We start from the raw sequence: 18701 nt of genomic DNA, 5'->3' as shown, positions 1-18701 counted from the left end.
CCGTGACCACCGACATCGACGCCGCCGCCGACCGGCTCCTCGGCGCCTACGCGACCGGCACCCCGTGCGCGCCCGTCCGCGACCTGATCACGGCCGCGGGCGACGCCTACGCCGTCCAGGACCGGCTCACCGAACGCTGGCTCGGACAGGGCCGCCGCCTCGCCGGACGCAAGATCGGCCTCACGTCGCGGGCGGTGCAGCGGCAGATCGGGGTGGACAGCCCGGACTTCGGCATGCTGTTCGCCGACATGGCCGTTCCGGACGGGGAGGAGATCCCCGCCGGCGCCGTCCTGCAGCCGCGCGCCGAGGCCGAGGTCGCGCTGGTGCTCGACCGGGACCTGACCCACGAACGGCACACCGTCGCCGACGTGATCCGCGCGACCGCGTTCGCGCTGCCCGCCATCGAGGTGGTCGGCAGCCGCGTCCGCGACTGGGACATCACGCTCGCCGACACCGTCGCCGACAACGCCTCCTCCGGCATGTACGTCCTCGGCAACCGCCCCGTCCCGCTCACCGGCGTCGACCTGCGGCTGTGCGGGATGGTGATGGAGCGGCGCGGCGAGCAGGTCTCCACCGGCAACGGCGCCGCCTGCCTCGGCCATCCGCTGAACGCGGCGCTGTGGCTCGCCGACACCCTCGCCGAGGTCGGCCGCCCGCTGCGCGCCGGCGACACCGTGCTGACCGGCGCGCTCGGCCCCGTGGTCCCGGCCGCCCCCGGCGACGTGTTCGAGGCGCGCATCGACGGGCTCGGCGACGTCCGCGTCGCGTTCGGCAAGGAGGACTCGTGATGGCGGACGTGCACGCGCTGGCCGCGACGCTGGACGAGGCCGCCCGTGACGTGAGGGCGATCCCGAAGCTCACCGCGAGGACGCCGCTCGACGTCGCGACCGCCTACGCGGTGCAGCGCGCCGGCATCGACCTGCGGCTCCGGCGGGGCGAGCGCCTCGCCGGGGTGAAGATGGGCTTCACCAGCCGCGCCAAGATGGTCCAGATGGGCGTGGACGACGTCATCTGGGGCCTGCTCACCGACCGGATGACGGCCGAGTCGTCGGTGGACGTGTCGCGCCTCATCCATCCCCGGATCGAGCCCGAGATCGCCTACCTGATCGGGCGGGAGGTCCGCTCCGCCGCCGAGGTCGAGTCCGCCGTCGCCGGGGTCGCGGTCGGGTTCGAGGTGCTCGACTCCCGCTACACCGGCTTCGAGTTCACGCTCCCGGACGTCGTCGCCGACAACGCGTCGGCGGCCCGGTTCGGGTTCGGGGCCTGGCACCCGCCCCGCGACGTGTCCAACGCCGGGCTGCTCATGGAGATCGACGGGCGCCCCGTCCAGACGGGCTCGTCCGCCGCGATCCTCGGCGACCCGGCGCGGTCGCTGCGGGCGGCGGCGCGGCTCGCGCTCGGCGCCGGGATGGCGCTCGAACCCGGCTGGATCGTCCTCGCCGGCGCCGCGACGGCCGCCGTCCCGCTGCCGAAGGACGCCCACGTCCGCGTCACCGGCGCGGGCCTCGGAAGTGCGGAGGTCACCACCTGATGAGCGAAGCGAACCGGGGGGTGCGGGGGGTCGGCCCCCCGCAGGGGACAGGGATGAGCGAAGCGAACCGGGGGGTGCGGGGGGTCGGCCCCCCGCGGGGGACTGGGATGGGTGACGCGATTCTCGTCGAGGGCAAGGCCCGGCCGCGCGGCCGGTTCCCGCACGTGCGGCGGGCGGGCGACTTCGTGTTCGTGTCCGGGACGAGCTCGCGCCGCCCCGACGGCACGTTCGCCGGCGCGCGCGCCGACCCGATGGGGGTCACCGACCTCGACATCCGGGAGCAGACCCGCGCCGTCATCGGGAACATCCGGGACCTGCTGGAGGCCGCCGGCGGCGGGCTGTCCGACGTCGTGAACGTCACCGCCTACCTGGTGAGCATGAACGACTTCGGAGGCTACAACGAGGTCTACGGCGAGTACTTCGACGAGACCGGTCCCGCCCGCACGACCGTGGCCGTCCACCAACTCCCGCACCCGCATCTGCTCGTCGAGATGTCGTGCGTCGCGCACATGCCCCTCGGAACGTCGACCGGTGAGGAGGCCGGAGCATGACCCTGCCGCAGCTCTCGTACGGGCGCCCCTTCAATTTCGAGGCCTGGATCGACGAACACCGCGACCTGCTGAAGCCGCCGGTCGGCAACGTCCAGGTGTTCGACGAGGCCGGGCTGATCATCATGGTGGTCGGCGGCCCGAACCAGCGCACCGACTTCCACGACGACCCGATCGAGGAGTTCTTCTACCAGCTCAAGGGCAACATGGTGCTGCGCGTCATGGAGGAGGAGGGCCGCCCGCCCACCGACCTGCAGATCAACGAGGGCGACGTCTTCCTGCTGCCGCCGCACGTCCGGCACTCGCCGCAGCGGCCCGAGGCCGGGTCCATCGGCCTCGTCGTGGAGATCCCGCGCCCCGAAGGGACGAAGGAGGCGTTCGAGTGGTACTGCACCGAGTGCCACCACCTCGTCCACCGCGCCGAACTGCAGGTCCGCTCGATCGTGGACGACCTGCCGCCCGCGTTCGAGGGCTTCTACGGCAGCGACCGCAAGTGCCCCAAATGCGGCGCGATCCACCCGGGCAAGAAGTGGCCGCAGACGATGACCCCGACCACGGCGCCCCGTGTCTGAGCACGCCGTGCCCGATGGCGGTCCGGTGCGGGTCGTCGACGTCCACGCCCATGCCTTCCCGCGCATCACGCGGGAGGAGGGACGCGTGCTCGGCGGCGCGGGAGCGCCGTGGCTGCGCGTCGACGGCGGCGGCACCGGCATGATGATGAGCGGGGACGACGAGTACCGCCCCGTCGAAGAGGCGCTCTGGGACCCCGCGCGCCGTGTCGCCGACATGGACGCCGCCGGCGTCGACGTGCAGGCCGTCTCGTCCACCCCGCTGATGTTCGGCTACGCGGCCGCCCCGGCCCGCGCCGCCGACTGGTGCGACCTGGTCAACGAGCGGATCCTGGCGCTCTGCGCGCACGCGCCGGACCGCCTGCTCCCGCTGTGCCAGGTCCCGCTCCAGGACACCGCCCTCGCCTGCGACGTCGCGACCCGCGCCGCCGCGGCCGGGCACCGCGGCGTCCACATCGGCACCCACGTCGGCGCCCGCAACCTCGACGACGACGGGATCACCGCGTTCCTCGCGCACTGCGCCCGGATCGGGCTGCCCGTCCTGGCGCACCCCTGGGACATGCTCGGCGCCGACCGGATGCGCGGCCACATGCTGCCGTGGCTGTCCGGGATGCCCGCCGAGACGCAGCTGAGCATCCTCGGGCTGATGCTGTCCGGCGCGTTCGAGCGCATCCCGGAGTCGCTGCGGCTGTGCTTCTGCCACGGCGGCGGGAGCTTCGCGTTCCTGCTCGGCCGGGCCGACAACGCCTGGCGCCGGCGCGACATCGTCCGCGCCGACTCGCCGCGCCCGCCGTCGGAGTACGTCGGCCGCTTCCACGTCGACTCGGCCGTGTTCGATCCGCGGGCGCTCCGGCTGCTCGTCGACGTCATGGGCACCGACCGGGTGATGCTCGGCACCGACTACCCGTTCCCGCTCGGCGAGGAGGTGCCGGGCGCGGCGATCCGGGCCTGCCCCGGGCTGGACGGCACCGGCCGCGCGCGGCTCCTCGGCGGCAACGCCCAGGCGTTCTTCGCCCGGCCGGACGTGCCCGCCCCCGCCGCGGCGGACCCGGCCGTGGCCGGGACCGCACCGTGAGGAAGGACGCAGTGAGCGACGAGGACGAGGCCCGGCGGCTCGACGAGACCGACCCGCTGCCCACGCTGCGCGGCGAGTTCCTCGTCCCGCCGGCGCCCGGCGGGACCTACGAGGAGGCCGCCTACTTCGCCGGCAACTCTCTCGGCCTCCAGCCGCGGAGCGTGGCCGGACGGCTCCGCGAGGAGCTGGACGACTGGGCGCGGCTCGCCGTCGAGGCGCACACGCGGGGGCGCCGCCCGTGGGTGGACTACCACGAGCTGCTCCGCGAACCCGCGGCCCGGCTCGTCGGCGCGCGGCCGCACGAGGTCGTCGCGATGAACTCGCTGACCGTCAACCTGCACCTGCTGATGGCGAGCTTCTACCGGCCCGCCGGGAGGCGGACCCGCATCGTCATCGAGGACACCGCGTTCCCGTCCGACTCGTACGCGGTCGCCAGCCAGGCCGTCCACCACGGGCTGGACCCGGACGCGACGGTCGTGCGGCTGAGGCCCCGCGACGGCGAGGACAACCTGCGCACCGAGGACGTCCTCGCCCGTCTCGAACGCGAGGGCGACACGATCGCGCTGGTCCTGCTCGGCGGCGTCAACTACCTGACCGGCCAGCTCATGGACATGGCGGCGATCACCAAGGCGGGCCGGGCCGCCGGCGCCGTCGTCGGCTGGGACCTCGCGCACGCCGCCGGGAACGTCCCCCTCCGGCTGCACGACTGGGACGCCGACTTCGCCGCGTGGTGCACCTACAAGTACCTCAACGGCGGGCCGGGCGCGGTCGCCGGATGCTTCGTCCACGAGCGGCACGTCCGGGACGCCTCGGTGCCGAAGCTGCAGGGCTGGTGGGGTACCGACCCGGCGGTGCGGTTCCGGATGGACCCCGGCATCGCGCCGCCGGCGTCCGCCGACGCCTGGCAGCTGTCCAACCCGCCGATCATGGCGCTGGCGCCCGTCCTGGCGTCCCTGGAGATCTTCGACCGGGTCGGGATGGAGGCGCTGCGCGGCAAGAGCGAGCGCCTCACCGGCTACCTGGCGTCCCGGCTGCGCGCGGCCGGCCTGGAGACCATCACGCCGGCCGATCCGGCGGCCCGGGGCGCCCAGCTCTCGCTGCGGGTGGCCGGCGCGGGCGGCCTCGTCCGCGCGCTCGCCGACCGGCACGGGGTGATCGCCGACGCCCGCGAGCCCGATATCGTCCGGCTCGCGCCCGTCCCGCTGTACTGCACCTTCCACGACTGCCACCGGGCCGCAGCGGCACTCGCCGATCTTGCGTAGGGTGTCGGTTCCCCCAACCCGGGCCGCATCGGGTAGGTTCGGTGTGTTGCACGATGGCGTCCGGCCGCGGCCGGGAGCCAGGCAGTCTCGAAGCGTTTTCTCCGGGTGACCGGCGGGCGTGAGGGAGTCCGCTGCAGCCCGGCCCGCCGACCGGCGGGCCGGTGACGTCCATCCGGAAGGAAAGATCATGGCCGAAGGCACCGTGAAGTGGTTCAACTCCGAAAAGGGCTTCGGGTTCATCGCGCCCGACGGCGGCGGCCCGGACGTGTTCGTCCACTACTCGGCGATCGCCACCAACGGCTACCGCAGCCTTGACGAGAACCAGCGCGTCGCGTTCGAGATCACGCAGGGCCAGAAGGGTCCGCAGGCCGAGAACGTCTCCCCGCTCTAACCGCGGCGGAATCAGCGCACCGAGGGCCGGGGACGCTCGCCGTCCCCGGCCTTTCGCGTGCTCGCGGGCCGGGCGCCCCGGTCACCGGCGCACGACGTCGCCGGACGGCTCCGGCGCCGGGGCCTTCGGGTCGCCGCCGCGCGGGGCGAGCGCGCCGGCGGTCACCGACATCACCCCGGCCACGCACGTGATCAGCGCGAACGCGGCCGGATAGGACAGCGCGCCGGCCGTCCAGCCGGTCACGGCGGGCGCGGTGAGCCCCGACAGGTAGGTGATCGTCGCGACCTCCGCCACGCCCTCCCCGGGCGTCGCGCCGGCGTCGCCCGCCGCCGCGAACACCAGCGGCAGCGTCGTCGCCACCCCGATGCCGAGCAGCGCGAAGCCCGCGATGGCGGGCCACGGCGCGCGGGACGCCACGACGAGCACGCCGCCCAGCACCGCCACCACGCCCCCGTACCGGACGGTCCGCACCGGCCCGAACCGCCGCACCAGCCGGTCGCCGGCCAGGCGGGTGGCCGCCATGCACGACATGAAGATCGTGTAGCTCGCGGCGGCCGATCCCGGCCCCGCGCCCGCCACCTCGGTCAGGTAGACGGCCGCCCAGTCCGCGCTCGCGCCCTCGGCGAACGTCGCGCAGAAGCCGACGACGCCGATGGCGAGGACGGCCCTCGTGGGCAGTGCGAACCGGCGCGGGGCCGGAGCGGAGGCGGACGGCCGGACGCGCAGCAGACCCCGTCCCGCCACGGCGCCCGCGGCCACCAGCACGGCCGCGACGAGCCCGAGGTGCAGCCGCGCGTCCACGCCGGCGTGCGCGGCGAGGACGCCGGCCCCGCCGGCCCCGAGGCTGCCGACGCACCACAGGCCGTGCAGGCCGGACATGATCGGCCGCCGCAGATGCCGCTCCACCGACACCGCGTGCCCGTTCATGACCACGTCGGACATCCCGGCCGCGGCGCCGAACAGCAGCATCGCGGCGAACAGGAAGGCCGGCGCCGGGGCGAGGGCGGGGAGCGCCACGGCCGCGCACCACGCCGCGATCAGCAGGCGGGTGGCCCGGCGCTCGCCGATCCGGTGCGCGAGCCGGCTCGCGGTCGGCATCGCGCCGAAGGCGCCGATGGAGGGGCAGAGCAAGGCGAAGCCGAGAATGGTGGGGGACAGGTCGAGCCGGTCCTGGATCCACGGGATGCGGGTCGCCAGGGTGCCCGCGACGGCGCCGTGCAGGACGAACACGATCGCGATGGCGCGATGCTCACGCGAAGGCCGAGAGGTCATGGCGCAGAAACTAACAGGCAGGCTTCCTGATGAAAAGGGGATCAGGCAGGCTCCCTGCCTACTACCATGGGGCCGTGCAGACCGCCGACCCCACGATGGCCCGCGCGATCAACGACCGGCTCGCGCTTGACCTGCTGCTGGAGCGCGGCCCGCTGACCGCCCCGCAGCTGCGGACGCTGACCGGGCTGTCGCGGCCGACGGTGTCCGATCTGATCGAGCGGCTGCGCGCCGGCGGCCTGATCGAGGTCGCGGGGGAGACCGGCGCCGACCGGCGGGGCCCGAACGCCCGGCTCTACGGGCTGGTCGCCGACCGCGCCCACGTCGCCGGGGTGAACCTGCGCCGCGACGCCGTGCACGTGGGCGTCGCCGACATCGCGGGCGACCCGGCGGGGGCGGCGTCCCGTCCGCTGCCCGCCGCACCGGACCTCGCCGCGCTCGTCGCCGAGGCGGTCGCCGAGGCGGCCGGCGCCCGCGTCCCGCACACGGTCGTCCTCGGCGCCCCCGGCCTGATCGACCCGCGCACCGGCCTCGCCACCGACAGCGGCGTCCCGGGCTGGCGGCCCGACCTCGGCGCGGTGCTCCAGGACCGGCTCGGCGCGCCGGTGGTCATGGAGAACGAGGTGAACCTGGGCGCCGTCGCCGAGCACCGGGAGGGCGCGGCGGCGGGCCGGGACGATTTCGCGATGCTGTGGCTGGACGACGGCGTCGGCGGTGCCCTCGTCCTGGACGGGCGGCTCCGGCGCGGCGCGTCCGGCGGCGCCGGCGAGGTGGGGCTGCTGAAGTTCGGCGACGCGGACTTCTGCGACCTGCTCGACACGCGGGCGGTCGCGACCCTGGACGACGGGGAGATCGCCGCCCGCATCGCCAAGGCCGTGTTCGTGCTCGTCGCCGTCGTGGACCCGGGGCTCGTCGTGCTCGCCGGCGCGCAGGGACGGGCCGGCGGCGACCGGCTGGCCGGGCTGGTCGCCGGCCGGCTCGGCGTCCTCAGCCCGGCCGCCACCGAGGTGCGCGCCGGCCGCGTCGAGGGCGACGCGGTGCTGCGCGGCGCCGTGCTGACCGCTCTCGACCTCGTCCGCGACGAGGTGTTCGGCCGGCGGCGCCCTACTCCCTCGGCAGCCGCTCGCCCGCGCGGAGCCGGTCCAGACCGAGCCAGATGAACTCCACGGCCATCTGCTCGGCGCGCTCGCGCGGGGTGTCCGGGTGCTCCAGCCACCACGACACCATCGACAGCATCGACCCGTACATCAGCGGGACGAGGAGCCGCGCCCGCCGCTCGTTCACCTCGAGCGCGGCGGGCGAGAGGGCCGGGTCGGCGCGGCGGCGGCGCAGCAGGAGGTCGGCGAACGCCGTGCCGAGCCGGTCGCGCAGCTCCCGCAGCTCCAGCCCCACCTCGGGCTTGTCCAGGTGCCGGACCACGAGCGCCCACGCGTCCGGCTCCTCGGTGGCGTAGTCGAACAGCACCCGGATCATCGCCCGGATGCCGTCGGCCGAGCCGTGCGCCGCCAGCACGGCCTCGTTCAGCCGGCCGGTCAGCTCGGCGACGATCGCCTCGGTGACCTCGGCGAACAGCTCCTCCTTCGAGGCGAAGTGCTGGTACAGCAGCGCCTTCGACACCCGCGCGGCGGCCGCCACGTGCTCCATCTGGGTGAGGTGGTAGCCGCGCCTGCCGAACTCCTCCAGCGCCACCTGGAGCAGCTGCTCGCGCCGCCGGGCGTGCGGCATCCGCCGCCGCACGCCCGGGTCCGGCGCGACCTCCCCCGCTTCACCGGTCATGTGCCGAGGTACTTGCCCAGCTCGGCGCGGGCCACGGACCGGACGTGGACCTCGTCCGGCCCGTCCGCGAGGCGCAGCGTGCGCAGGCCCGCCCACATGCCGGCCAGCGGCGTGTCGTCGCTGACGCCGGCGCCGCCGTGCACCTGGATCGCACGGTCGACGACCTCCAGCGCGACGCGCGGGGCGATCACCTTGATGGCCGCCACCTCCGACCTCGCCGCCTGGACGCCGTGCCTGTCGATCATCCAGGCGGTCTTCAGCGTGAGCAGCCGGGCCTGCTCGATCGCCATCCGCGACTCGGCGATCTGCTCGCGCACCACGCCCTGCTTGGCGAGCGGGCCGCCGAACGCCACGCGCGACACCGCGCGCTCGCACATCAGCTCCAGCGCCCGCTCGGCCATCCCGATCGCGCGCATGCAGTGGTGGATGCGGCCGGGGCCGAGGCGGGCCTGCGCGATCGCGAAGCCGCCGCCCTCCTCGCCGACGAGGTTCTCCACCGGGACGCGGACGTCGGTGAAGGTGATCTCGCAGTGGCCGTGCTGGTCCTGGTAGCCGAACACCGGCAGCGGGCGGACGACCTCCACCCCGGGCGTGTCCAGCGGGACCAGCACCATCGACTGCTGCCGGTAGGGGTGCCCCTCCGGGTCCGTCTTGCCCATCACGATCATGATCTTGCAGCGCGGGTCGGCGGAGCCGCTGATCCACCACTTGCGGCCGTTGATCACGTAGTGGTCGCCGTCCCGCTCGATGCGGGTGGAGATGTTGGTGGCGTCCGAGCTCGCCACGTCCGGCTCGGTCATCGCGAACGCGCTGCGGATCTCGCCGTTCAGCAGCGGCGTGAGCCACCTCTCCTTCTGCTCGGGCGTCCCGAACAGGTGCAGGACCTCCATGTTGCCCGTGTCGGGCGCCGCGCAGTTCACGGCCTCGGGCGCGAGGCTGGGGGAGCGTCCCGTCACCTCGGCGAGCGAGGCGTAGTCGGTGACGCTGAGCCCGTGCGCGGGGTCCTCGCTGTCGGGCAGGAAGAGGTTCCAGAGGCCGCGCTTGCGGGCCTCCACCTTGAGGTCCTCGACGACCTGCGGGACGTGGTGCTCGCGTCCGGCCGCGCGCAGTTCCGCCCGCTGGGCGGCGTAGACCGGCTCGGCCGGGTAGACGTGGGTGTCCATGAATTCCTGGAGGCGGCCGAGGTACTCCCCGGCCCGCTCGCTCAAACCGAAGTCCATTCCGCTAGAGTAACTGACGAGTCAGTTACTTCGGGAAGGAGTCCCCATGCCAGCCTTCGACGGCACCGGCAAGGTCGCGCTGATCACGGGTGGATCCAACGGCATCGGCGCCGCGGTGGCGCGCCGGCTCGCCGGCGAGGGCGCCCGCGTGGTCCTCGCCGACGTCGACGCGGAGGCCGGGGACGCGCTGGCGAAGGAGCTGGACGGGGCGTTCGTCCGCTGCGACGTCCGCGAGCCCGCCGCGAGCGAGGCCGCCGTGGCGACCGCCGTCGAGCGGTTCGGTGGCCTGGACGTGGCGTTCCTCAACGCCGGGGTCGCCGGGAGCGGCGGCGTGGGGGACGACTTCGACCTCGCCGCGTACCGGCGGGCCATGGGCATCAACCTCGACGGCGTCGTGTTCGGCGCGCACGCCGCGCTGCCGGCCCTGCGCGCCCGCGGCGGCGGCGACATCGTCGCCACCGCCAGCATGGCCGCGCTGACGGCGACGCCGTTCGACCCCGTCTACGGCGCGAACAAGGCCGCCGTCGTCGGCCTCGTCCGCGCCCTCGGCCCGACGTTCGCCGAGGAGGGCGTCCGCGTGAACGCGCTCTGCCCCTCTTTCGCCGACACCGACATCCTCACCCCGATGAAGGGGCAGCTTGAGGAGACCGGCTTCCCGATCCTGGACGTGGGCGACGTCGTCGAGGCGTTCATGCGCATCCTGAACGCCGACGGGACCGGCGAGGCCTGGTACGTCGTACCCGGACGCCCGTCCGAGCCGTTCGCGTTCCGCGGCGTCCCCGGCCCGCGCTGAGCGGGCTCCAGGCCTTCGAAGGAGAGTCATGCGCGCCATCCAGATCACCGAGTTCGGCGGGCCCGAGGTCCTGAACGTCACCGAGCTGCCCGACCCGGTCGCCGGGCCGGGCCATCTGCTCATCGACGTCGCGCGGGCCGGGATCAACTACGCCGACACCCACCAGGCCGAGAACAGCTACCTGTCGGCGTCCACGCTGCCGATGGTGCCGGGCGGCGAGGTCGTCGGCACCGCCGGGGGCCGCCGCGTCGTCGCGCTCGTCGGCACCGGCGGCTACGCCGAGAAGGCCGTCGCGCCCGAGGCGCTGGCCTGGGACGTCCCGGACGCCATCGACGACGTCACCGCGCTCGGCATGATCGTCCAGGGCGCGTCGGCATGGCTGCTGCTGCGCCGCAGCGTGCACCTGGCGCCGGGCGAGTCCGTCGTCGTGCACGCCGCCGCGGGCGGGGTCGGGACGCTCGCCGTCCAGCTCGCCAAGGCCTGGGGCGCCGGCCGCGTCATCGCCACCGCGTCGTCGGAGGAGAAACGCGCCCTCGCCCTCGACCTCGGCGCCGACGTCGCGATCGACGCCAACGAGCCCGACCTCAAGGACGCGCTCATCGAGGCCAACGAGGGCAGGCGCGTCGACACCGTGCTGGAGATGACCGGCGGCACGGTCACCGACCAGAGCCTGCGCGCCCTCGCCCCGTTCGGCCGCCTCGCCTTCTACGGCATGGCCTCGCGCAAGGAGCCGGCACCCGTCCGGCCCGCCGCGCTGATGGCGCACTCCACCACGATCTCGGGCATGTGGCTGGCGCACGTGTTCCGGCTGCCCGGCGACGTGATGGGCCAGGCCCTGGGCGAGCTGTTCGGTCTCGCGACGGAGGGCCGCCTGCGCGTGATCGGCGGCGGCGAGTACGGGCTCACCGAGGTCCGGCGGGCCCACGAGGACCTGCGCGCCCGCCGCACCACCGGCAAGCTCGTCCTCGATCCCTCGCGCTGAGGCCGGCCCCTAGCCGACCAGGCCGTTCTCGTAGGCGTAGACGACGGCCTGGGTGCGGTCGCGCAGCATGAGCTTGGTCAGCACGTGCCCCACGTGCGTCTTGACCGTCTGCTCGGCCAGCACCAGCTCGGCGGCGATCTCGGCGTTGGACAGGCCGCGGGCGATGAGCCGCAGCACGTCCAGCTCGCGCGGCGTCAGGCCGGCGGTGGCCTTCGGGCTCGGTCGCTGGTGCCGGCGGCGGCGGGCGAAGTCGCCGATCAGCCGCCGGGTGATGGACGGGGCGAGCAGCGCGTCCCCGGCCGCCACCACCCGGACGCCGGTCACCAGGTCGGCGGCCGACGCGTCCTTGAGCAGGAACCCGCTCGCCCCCGCGCCGAGCGCCTCGTAGACGTACTCGTCCAGGTCGAACGTCGTGAGGACGAGCACCTTCGGCCGCGCCGCCGCGGGGTCGGCGTCGGGGTCGAGGTCGCCCGCCAGCTCGGCGGTCGCGGCGAGGCCGTCCATCTCCGGCATCCGGATGTCCATCACGACCACGTCCGGGTCGAGCCGGCGGGCCATCTCCACCGCCTCGCGGCCGTTGCCCGCCTGCCCGATCACCTCGATCCCGGGATCGGAGGACAGCAGCGCCGCGAGCCCGTCGCGGATCATCACCTGGTCGTCGGCGATCAGCACCCGAATCGTCACGAACCAACCTTACGGGTCCCGGTGAAGGTCCCGGCGATCATCGGTCCGGATCCCCATAGGGCAGTTCGGCGGCGACCGCCCAGCCGTCGTCCAGCGGCCCGGCGTCCAGGCTCCCGCCGAGCATCGTCACGCGCTCGCGCATGCCGACCAGCCCGTGGCCGCCGCCCTGCGACTGCTCCGGCTCGCCGCGGGCGCCGTCGTCGGTGACCGACACCACGAGTGAGCCGGTGCCGTACTTCACCTCGACGTGCACCCGCGAGCCCGGCGCGTAACGGGAGGCGTTGCTCAGCGACTCCTGGACGATCCGGTACGCCGACAGGTCGACGCCGGCGTTCAGCGGGCGCGGCATCCCCACGACGACGGTCGCGACCGACAGCCCGGAGCGGCGGGCCGCGGCGACCAGGTCGTCCAGCCGGTCGAGGCCGGGCTGGGGGGCGCGCTCGGCGCCCTCGTCGTCCGCGCGCAGCAGCCCGACGACCCGGCGCGTCTCGGTGAGCGCCTCGCGGGCCGCGTCCCGGACCACCCCGAACGTCTGGCGGGCGGCGTCCGGCAGGTCCGGGATCTTGTAGGGGGCGGCCTCCGCCTGCATCGCGATCACCGACATGTGGTGCGCGACCACGTCGTGCAGCTCGCGGGCGATGCGGGCGCGCTCCTCCAGCACCGCCTGCCGGGCCAGGTCGGCGCGGTGCTGCTCCTCGCGCCGGCGCAGCTCCTCCACGGCCGAGTGCCGCCCGCCGACCGCGTCGCCGAACGTCAGCGCGAGCGCCGCGATCCCGGCGAGGATCATCCCGAACCAGCCCGGCATCCCGAGCAGCACCGCGGGCAGGAGCGCCGCGGCGATCGTCACCGTGCCGACGCCGACGGTGGTCTGCCGGTCGGCTCCGACGCCGGTGAAGAACAGGATGACGACCAGGGCCAGGATCGCGGTCACCGGCCACGGCATGAAGCCGTCGCCGTGCCGGACGATGACCGTGAGCACCAGCCCGGTCATCGCGATCCGCCAGGCGGCGAGCGGCCACCGGGCCGCGAAGATCAGCGGCGTCGCCTGCAGCACGCCGAGCGGCCACGCCAGCCCCGGATCGACGCCGTACATCTGGATCGGGATCGCGATGGACCCGCCGGTGAAGCCGACCGTCAGCGCCAGCAGGAAGACCAGGATCGGGACGCGCAGCGCGAGGGACCCGGGCAGCAGCATGACGGCCGGGTCGTCCCGTCCGGGCACGACTGCGGCGCGGACGCCGGCGACCAGCCGGGCCTTGCCGCCGGATGCGTGGTGGTCTGGTTCGTTCATTTGGTCGTGAGCCTAGAACGCGCGGCGCCGCACTGACCTGCCCCCCTGGAGGGAGATCCGGCCCGGCCCCTGGGTATCGGCTACCTGTTATTTCCGATTGACTTTATGGGGAATCTGGACCATCCTTGTCGCCGTGACGATCACCGGACTCCGCCACGAGCGCCTCCACGTCGACCTGCGCCGCCAGGCCAGCGCGCTGTGTCGCCGCCCGTCCTGAAACCGGCGAGGACGAACGGCCCACACCACGAGGAGAACGACCCGGATGACCGTCACCACGACCGATGTCGCCGTGCCCGGAACCGGGGACGGCCGCTTCGCCCCGCCGCGGCTCGCCGAGCGGGCCCGCGAGATCGCCGCCGCCCCGCACGAGTGGGTGCGCCGGGTCCGCCTCGACCCGGACGGGCGCTGGTACGAGCGCGTCCACCTGGACGCCGACCACGAGATCTGGCTGATCAGCTGGCTGCCGGGCCAGTCCACCGGGTTCCACGACCACGGCGGCTCCGCGGGCGCCTTCGCCGTCGCCCTCGGCACGCTGGAGGAGGACCGCGTCCGCACCCGGCAGGACATCGGCGCCGGGCAGGCCCGCGCGTTCGGCCCCGGCTACGTCCACGACGTGCGCAACACCGGCGACGCGCCCGCCGTGAGCGTGCACGTCTACTCGCCGCCCCTGGCCGCCATGCGCCGCTACGACCTCGGCCCGGACGGCGAGCTCGTCCGGCTGGCCGACGAGTCCGCCGACGACTGGTGACCGCGGCGCGCCGCCGCGCCGCGATCTTGCGGTGATCGCCGGGGCGGCGGACACTGCGGGGATGAGCGACCTGAGCCATCCGATCTTCGCCCGGCTCTATCCGCGGCTGGACGCCCAGTGCGCCAGGGCGGGCGGCGACGCGCACCGCGCCGAGTTGCTCGCCGGGGCGTCCGGCCGCGTGCTTGAGGTGGGCGCCGGATACGGGGCCAACTTCGCCCACTACCCGCCGGAGGTCACCGAGGTCGTCGCGCTCGAACCCGAGCCGCGGCTGCGCGCGAAGGCCGACCACGCGGCGGGCCGCGCCCCGGTGCCGGTGACGGTCCGTCCCGGCGTCGCCGAGGACCTCGACGTCGACGACGCGTCGTTCGACGTGGCGGTGGCGTCGCTCGTGCTCTGCTCGGTCCGCGACCCCGCCCGCGCGCTGGCCGAGCTGCGGCGCGCCCTCAGACCGGGCGGCGAGCTGCGCTACTACGAGCACGTGCGGGGGGCCACGCCGGGGAAGGTCCGGTTCCAGCGGTGCGCCGACGTGCTCTGGCCGTTCTTCGCCGCGGGCTGCCACCTCACCCGCCCGACGAGCGAGTGGATCGCCCGCGGCGGCTTCACCGTGCGGACCGAGCGGCGCTTCGAGTTCCCCGAGCCGGGCCGGGGCAACCCGGCCTCACCGCATGTGCTGGGAATCGCCATCCGCGAGTGACCCGGGTCAAGCGTCCCGCATAAGGTTCCCTCTCCCGGGAAGATCCGCCCCCATGAGCGCACCGGGAAGCGGGACGGCGGCGGACGATCGGGCGGAGGGGCCGGCGCACTCGTCGGCCATCGCGGTGCTCCTCGCGGGCGCCGCGGCACTCGGCGGCTTCCTGTTCGGCTACGACTCCTCCGTGATCAACGGGACGGTCGACGCGCTCAAGGAGCAGTTCGGCCTCGGCGGCTTCGCCGTCGGCTTCGTCGTGTCCGCCGCGCTCCTCGGCTGCGCCGCCGGCGCCTGGTTCGCCGGGCCGCTCGGCGACCGGATCGGCCGCGTGCGGGTGATGCTGATCGCCTCCGTGCTGTTCGTGGTCAGCTCGCTCGGCTCGGCGCTGGCCTTCAGCGCGGTCGACCTCACCTTCTGGCGGCTGGTCGGCGGCCTCGCCATCGGCGCCGCGTCGGTGATCGCCCCCGCCTACATCGCCGAGATCGCCCCGGCCGAGCTGCGCGGGCGGCTCGGCTCGCTGCAGCAGATGGCGATCGTGCTCGGGATCTTCGCCGCGCTCGTCGTCGACTACGTCATCGCCCAGGTCTCGGACGGCGGCGCCACCGGGACGTTCCCCTGGGGCGGCGGCGCCTGGCGCTGGATGTTCGCCAGCTGCGTCGTCCCCGCCGTGATGTACGGCGTGATCGCCACCACCATCCCCGAGTCGCCCCGCTACCTCGTCAAGAAGCACGAGACGGCCCGCGCGCGGCAGGTGCTGCGGCGGGTCATGGGCCGCGGCGACGTGGACACCAAGATCGGCGAGATCGCGCGGTCCATCGCCGCGGACCGGCCCGTGCACCTGCGCGACCTGCGCGGGCCCCGGCTCGGCCTGCTGCCGATCGTGTGGGCCGGCATCCTGCTGTCGGTCTTCCAGCAGTTCGTCGGCATCAACGTGATCTTCTACTACTCGTCCTCGCTGTGGCAGGCGGTCGGGTTCTCCGAGGACGACGCGATGCTCACCTCGGTGATCAACTCGGTGGTCAACGTCGCCTTCACGCTGGTCGCGATCGCCCTCGTCGACCGGATCGGGCGGCGCCCATTGCTGCTCACCGGCGCCGCCGGGATGGCGGTCTCCCTCGGCGTCCTCACCGCCTGCTTCGCGACCGCGCCCGTGGTGGACGGCGACCCGCGCCTCGGCGGCCTCGCCGGGCCGGTCGCGCTCGTCGCGGCCAACGTGTTCGTCGCCTCCTTCGCCGCGACCTGGGGCCCGGTCGTGTGGGTGATGCTCGGCGAGATGTTCAACAACTTCATCCGGGCCTCCGCGCTGGCCGTCGCCGCGGCCGCGCAGTGGCTCGCCAACTGGCTGGTCACCACGACCTTCCCCGGGATCTCCGGCTTCTCGCTCGGCCTGGCCTACGGCATCTACACGCTGTTCTCCATCCTGGCGTTCGTGTTCGTGTTCCGCGCCGTCCCCGAGACCAAGGGGCGCGAGCTGGAGGACATGGACCGGCTCGAAGCCCCGAGAGCCCCGAGAGCGCCGAGGGCCCGCGCGTGACCGCGCGGAACCGCCGTGCCGCGCGCGTGACCGTCGGCTACAGTGGTGGCATGCCGCTCGCGTGTTTCGAGACGACGACGCCGGGTCACTCCCGGCGCGAACGCGGCATGTCCTGACATCGCACGCGGAAGGGCCCCGGGAGCGTTCCCGGGGCCCTTCCGCTGTCCGGGGACGTGCCAGGCCTCCGCCCGACGAGAGGAGCGGCCGATGGAGCCGCATGCGTCCGGGGGACACCCCGAGTCGATAGCATCGGAACCCGCTGATCCCAACCCACCATCGCGAGGAGTACCCGTGTCCACCGTGTCTGAGCTGCGCATCACCCTCGACGGGAGCGAGCGGGCGGTGCCGGCGGGCACCACCGCGGGGCAGGCACTGGAGGCCGACGGCCGCACCGTGGTCGCCGCCCGCGTCAACGGCGAGCTGCGCGACCTCGCCGGCGAGCTGGCCGACGGCGACGCCGTCCAGCCCGTCGAGATCGGCTCCGACGACGGCCGGGCGATCATGCGGCACTCCGCCGCGCACGTGATGGCGCAGGCCGTCCAGGAGCTGTTCCCCGAGGCGAGGCTCGGCATCGGCCCGCCGGTGGAGAACGGCTTCTACTACGACTTCGACGTCGCCGAGCCGTTCACCCCCGACGACCTCAAGCGCATCGAGAAGCGGATGCGCGAGATCGTCAAGCAGGGGCAGCGGTTCTCCCGCCGTCCCGTCTCGGAGGAGGACGCCCGTGCCGAGCTGGCCGCCGAGCCCTACAAGCTGGAGCTGATCGGGCTGAAGGGGGCCGGGCCGGTCGAGGACGCCGCCGACGGCGCCGACGTCGAGGTGGGCGGCGGCGAGCTGACCATCTACGACAACCTCGACGCCAAGTCCGGCGAGCTGCGCTGGAAGGACCTGTGCCGCGGCCCGCACCTGCCGTCCACCCGCGTCATCCCCGCCTTTAAGCTGATGCGCAGCGGCGGCGCCTACTGGCGCGGCAGCGAGAAGAACCCGCAGCTCCAGCGGATCTACGGCACCGCGTGGGAGTCGCGCGAGAAGCAGGACGAGTACCTGCGGTTCCTGGAGGAGGCCGAGAAGCGCGACCACCGCAGGCTCGGCGCCGAGCTCGACCTGTTCTCCTTCCCGAACGAGATCGGCAGCGGCCTCGCCGTCTTCCACCCGAAGGGCGGAGCCGTCCGCAAGGTGATGGAGGACTACTCGCGCCGCCGGCACGAGGAGGAGGGGTACGAGTTCGTCAACACCCCCCACATCTCCAAGGGCCACTTGTTCGAGACCTCCGGGCACCTCGGCTGGTACAAGGACGACATGTTCCCGGCCATGGAGGTCGACGGCGGCGACTACTACCTCAAGCCGATGAACTGCCCGATGCACAACCTGATCTACCGGGCGCGCGGCCGGTCCTACCGGGAGCTGCCGCTGCGGCTGTTCGAGTTCGGGTCGGTGTACCGGTTCGAGAAGTCGGGGGTCGTGCACGGCCTCACCCGCGTCCGCGGCATGACCCAGGACGACGCGCACATCTACTGCACCGAGGAGCAGATGGGCGAGGAGATCAAGCGGCTCCTCGACTTCGTCCTCGGCCTGCTGCGCGACTACGGGCTGAACGAGTTCTACCTGGAGCTGTCCACCCGGGACGAGTCCGAGAAGTTCATCGGCTCGGAGGAGATGTGGGAGAAGGCCACCGCCGCGCTGCGGGAGGCCGCCGAGTCCACCGGGCTCGACCTCGTCCCCGACCCGGGCGGCGCCGCGTTCTACGGCCCGAAGATCTCCGTGCAGGCCAAGGACGCGATCGGCCGGACCTGGCAGCTGTCCACCATCCAGGTCGACCCGAACCAGCCCGAGCGGTTCGGCCTGGAGTACCAGGCGGCGGACGGCACCCGGCAGCGGCCGATGATGCTGCACCGGGCGCTGTTCGGGTCGATCGAGCGGTTCTTCGGCGTGCTGCTGGAGCACTACGCGGGCGCGATGCCGCCGTGGCTGGCGCCCGTCCAGGCGGTCGGCATCCCGATCGGCGACGCCCACGTCCCGCACCTGGAGAAGGTCGCGGCGAAGCTGCGCGAGCACGGTCTCCGCGTCGAGGTCGACACCTCCTCCGACCGGATGCAGAAGAAGATCCGCAACGCGCAGAAGCAGAAGGTCCCGTACATGCTGCTGGCGGGGGACGACGACGTCGCCAAGGACGCGGTGTCGTTCCGGTACCGCAGCGGCGAGCAGAAGAACGGGGTCCCGATCGCCGAGGCCGTGGACGAGATCGTCAAGGCCGTCGAGGCGCGCGTCCAGATCTGAGCCGGGGGCCGTGCCCGTCCCGCGGGCACGGCCCGGTCCGGGCACCCTGACCGGGACGGAATT

Annotated in this window: 19 protein-coding genes; 14 read left to right on the top strand and 5 right to left on the bottom strand. The window is 73.9% G+C overall.

All coding sequences use genetic code 11. The features are described from left to right. Positions 1 to 2 precede the first annotated feature (2 nt). The 7 genes from BM339_RS41770 to BM339_RS41740 all read left to right on the top strand — a co-directional run bounded on the left by BM339_RS41770 (position 3) and on the right by BM339_RS41740 (position 5376). Positions 3 to 788: a 2-keto-4-pentenoate hydratase gene (locus BM339_RS41770; RefSeq protein WP_021595016.1), complete on the top strand. Its 786-nt coding sequence runs from the start codon at positions 3 to 5 to the stop codon at positions 786 to 788. Then, positions 788 to 1531: a 2-keto-4-pentenoate hydratase gene (locus tag BM339_RS41765; protein ID WP_075024429.1), complete on the top strand. Its 744-nt coding sequence runs from the start codon at positions 788 to 790 to the stop codon at positions 1529 to 1531. The genes BM339_RS41770 and BM339_RS41765 overlap by 1 nt, the downstream gene beginning before the upstream one ends. Positions 1532 to 1638: 107 nt before the next feature. Further along, positions 1639 to 2082, top strand: coding sequence for a RidA family protein (locus BM339_RS41760; protein WP_075024428.1), 444 nt, complete (start codon positions 1639 to 1641; stop codon positions 2080 to 2082). Beyond that, entirely contained in the window at positions 2079 to 2651 is a 573-nt protein-coding gene (locus BM339_RS41755; RefSeq protein ID WP_021595013.1) for a 3-hydroxyanthranilate 3,4-dioxygenase, read from the top strand. Before BM339_RS41760 ends, BM339_RS41755 begins: the two co-directional genes overlap by 4 nt. After that, positions 2644 to 3723 carry an amidohydrolase family protein gene (locus BM339_RS41750; protein WP_256255778.1) on the top strand — a complete coding sequence of 360 codons (1080 nt, stop codon included), beginning with the start codon at positions 2644 to 2646 and terminating at the stop codon, positions 3721 to 3723. Before BM339_RS41755 ends, BM339_RS41750 begins: the two co-directional genes overlap by 8 nt. An 11-nt stretch (positions 3724 to 3734) precedes the next feature. Then, positions 3735 to 4985, top strand: a complete 1251-nt coding sequence (kynU, locus tag BM339_RS41745) for a kynureninase (RefSeq protein ID WP_218163897.1) — start codon at positions 3735 to 3737, stop codon at positions 4983 to 4985. Between the two features lie 187 nt (positions 4986 to 5172). Beyond that, a complete protein-coding gene (locus tag BM339_RS41740; RefSeq protein ID WP_021595010.1) occupies positions 5173 to 5376 on the top strand; it encodes a cold-shock protein in 204 nt (67 codons plus the stop codon). Positions 5377 to 5457: 81 nt separating this feature from the next. Here BM339_RS41740 and BM339_RS41735 read toward each other — a convergent pair whose 3' ends face one another. Continuing rightward, a complete protein-coding gene (locus BM339_RS41735; protein ID WP_075024426.1) occupies positions 5458 to 6648 on the bottom strand; it encodes an MFS transporter in 1191 nt (396 codons plus the stop codon). Positions 6649 to 6722: 74 nt separating this feature from the next. On the opposite strand from BM339_RS41735, the gene BM339_RS41730 reads away from it, so the two are divergent. Then, positions 6723 to 7805 carry an ROK family transcriptional regulator gene (locus BM339_RS41730; RefSeq protein WP_218163896.1) on the top strand — a complete coding sequence of 361 codons (1083 nt, stop codon included), beginning with the start codon at positions 6723 to 6725 and terminating at the stop codon, positions 7803 to 7805. Here BM339_RS41730 and BM339_RS41725 read toward each other — a convergent pair. Continuing rightward, complete coding sequence (locus tag BM339_RS41725) at positions 7750 to 8421, bottom strand: TetR/AcrR family transcriptional regulator (protein WP_021593350.1); 672 nt, start codon at positions 8419 to 8421, stop codon at positions 7750 to 7752. The two genes, BM339_RS41730 and BM339_RS41725, sit on opposite strands and share 56 nt — an antisense overlap. Continuing rightward, the gene (locus BM339_RS41720; protein WP_024935475.1) at positions 8418 to 9641 is read right to left on the bottom strand and encodes an acyl-CoA dehydrogenase family protein; all 1224 of its coding nucleotides are present in this window, start codon (positions 9639 to 9641) and stop codon (positions 8418 to 8420) included. The genes BM339_RS41725 and BM339_RS41720 overlap by 4 nt, the downstream gene beginning before the upstream one ends. Positions 9642 to 9687: 46 nt before the next feature. Here BM339_RS41720 and BM339_RS41715 point away from each other — a divergent pair, with 46 nt between their 5' ends. Both BM339_RS41715 and BM339_RS41710 read left to right on the top strand, forming a co-directional pair. Next, positions 9688 to 10434: an SDR family oxidoreductase gene (locus tag BM339_RS41715; protein WP_021593352.1), complete on the top strand. Its 747-nt coding sequence runs from the start codon at positions 9688 to 9690 to the stop codon at positions 10432 to 10434. A 28-nt stretch (positions 10435 to 10462) separates the two neighbouring features. Beyond that, complete coding sequence (locus BM339_RS41710; RefSeq protein ID WP_075024424.1) at positions 10463 to 11416, top strand: quinone oxidoreductase family protein; 954 nt, start codon at positions 10463 to 10465, stop codon at positions 11414 to 11416. Positions 11417 to 11425: 9 nt separating this feature from the next. On the opposite strand, the gene BM339_RS41705 is transcribed toward BM339_RS41710, so the two are convergent. Both BM339_RS41705 and BM339_RS41700 read right to left on the bottom strand, forming a co-directional pair. Further along, positions 11426 to 12064: a LuxR C-terminal-related transcriptional regulator gene (locus tag BM339_RS41705; RefSeq protein WP_235206437.1), complete on the bottom strand. Its 639-nt coding sequence runs from the start codon at positions 12062 to 12064 to the stop codon at positions 11426 to 11428. Positions 12065 to 12137: 73 nt separating this feature from the next. Beyond that, the gene (locus tag BM339_RS41700) at positions 12138 to 13391 is read right to left on the bottom strand and encodes a sensor histidine kinase (RefSeq protein WP_021593355.1); all 1254 of its coding nucleotides are present in this window, start codon (positions 13389 to 13391) and stop codon (positions 12138 to 12140) included. Positions 13392 to 13653: 262 nt separating this feature from the next. Here BM339_RS41700 and BM339_RS41695 point away from each other — a divergent pair, with 262 nt between their 5' ends. The 4 genes from BM339_RS41695 (at position 13654) to thrS (ending at position 18638) form a co-directional block, all read left to right on the top strand. Beyond that, positions 13654 to 14139, top strand: coding sequence for a cysteine dioxygenase (locus BM339_RS41695; protein WP_021593356.1), 486 nt, complete (start codon positions 13654 to 13656; stop codon positions 14137 to 14139). A 61-nt stretch (positions 14140 to 14200) separates the two neighbouring features. Then, positions 14201 to 14833, top strand: coding sequence for a class I SAM-dependent methyltransferase (locus BM339_RS41690; protein WP_021593357.1), 633 nt, complete (start codon positions 14201 to 14203; stop codon positions 14831 to 14833). 52 nt (positions 14834 to 14885) lie between these two features. Then, positions 14886 to 16361 (top strand): sugar porter family MFS transporter, encoded by a 1476-nt coding sequence (locus tag BM339_RS41685; protein WP_021593358.1) that lies wholly within the window; start codon positions 14886 to 14888, stop codon positions 16359 to 16361. Positions 16362 to 16652: 291 nt separating this feature from the next. Beyond that, positions 16653 to 18638 (top strand): threonine--tRNA ligase, encoded by a 1986-nt coding sequence (gene thrS, locus BM339_RS41680; protein WP_075024423.1) that lies wholly within the window; start codon positions 16653 to 16655, stop codon positions 18636 to 18638. Positions 18639 to 18701: the final 63 nt, after the last annotated feature.

The sequence above is a fragment of the Actinomadura madurae genome (assembly GCF_900115095.1).
Taxonomy (GTDB): Bacteria; Actinomycetota; Actinomycetes; order Streptosporangiales; family Streptosporangiaceae; genus Spirillospora; species Spirillospora madurae.
Note: the sequence above shows the minus strand (reverse complement) of the source record. Positions and strands in the feature narration are given on the sequence as shown.

Coding starts and splice junctions, on each gene's coding strand:
- BM339_RS41690 (WP_021593357.1), top strand. CDS start 14,201: ATGAGCGACCTGAGCCATCCGATCTTCGCCCGGCTCTATCCGCGGCTG.
- BM339_RS41685 (WP_021593358.1), top strand. CDS start 14,886: ATGAGCGCACCGGGAAGCGGGACGGCGGCGGACGATCGGGCGGAGGGG.
- BM339_RS41710 (WP_075024424.1), top strand. CDS start 10,463: ATGCGCGCCATCCAGATCACCGAGTTCGGCGGGCCCGAGGTCCTGAAC.
- BM339_RS41765 (WP_075024429.1), top strand. CDS start 788: ATGGCGGACGTGCACGCGCTGGCCGCGACGCTGGACGAGGCCGCCCGT.
- BM339_RS41740 (WP_021595010.1), top strand. CDS start 5,173: ATGGCCGAAGGCACCGTGAAGTGGTTCAACTCCGAAAAGGGCTTCGGG.
- BM339_RS41705 (WP_235206437.1), bottom strand. CDS start 12,064: ATGATCCGCGACGGGCTCGCGGCGCTGCTGTCCTCCGATCCCGGGATC.
- BM339_RS41725 (WP_021593350.1), bottom strand. CDS start 8,421: ATGACCGGTGAAGCGGGGGAGGTCGCGCCGGACCCGGGCGTGCGGCGG.
- BM339_RS41695 (WP_021593356.1), top strand. CDS start 13,654: ATGACCGTCACCACGACCGATGTCGCCGTGCCCGGAACCGGGGACGGC.
- BM339_RS41715 (WP_021593352.1), top strand. CDS start 9,688: ATGCCAGCCTTCGACGGCACCGGCAAGGTCGCGCTGATCACGGGTGGA.
- BM339_RS41700 (WP_021593355.1), bottom strand. CDS start 13,391: ATGAACGAACCAGACCACCACGCATCCGGCGGCAAGGCCCGGCTGGTC.
- BM339_RS41735 (WP_075024426.1), bottom strand. CDS start 6,648: ATGACCTCTCGGCCTTCGCGTGAGCATCGCGCCATCGCGATCGTGTTC.
- BM339_RS41755 (WP_021595013.1), top strand. CDS start 2,079: ATGACCCTGCCGCAGCTCTCGTACGGGCGCCCCTTCAATTTCGAGGCC.
- BM339_RS41760 (WP_075024428.1), top strand. CDS start 1,639: ATGGGTGACGCGATTCTCGTCGAGGGCAAGGCCCGGCCGCGCGGCCGG.
- BM339_RS41720 (WP_024935475.1), bottom strand. CDS start 9,641: ATGGACTTCGGTTTGAGCGAGCGGGCCGGGGAGTACCTCGGCCGCCTC.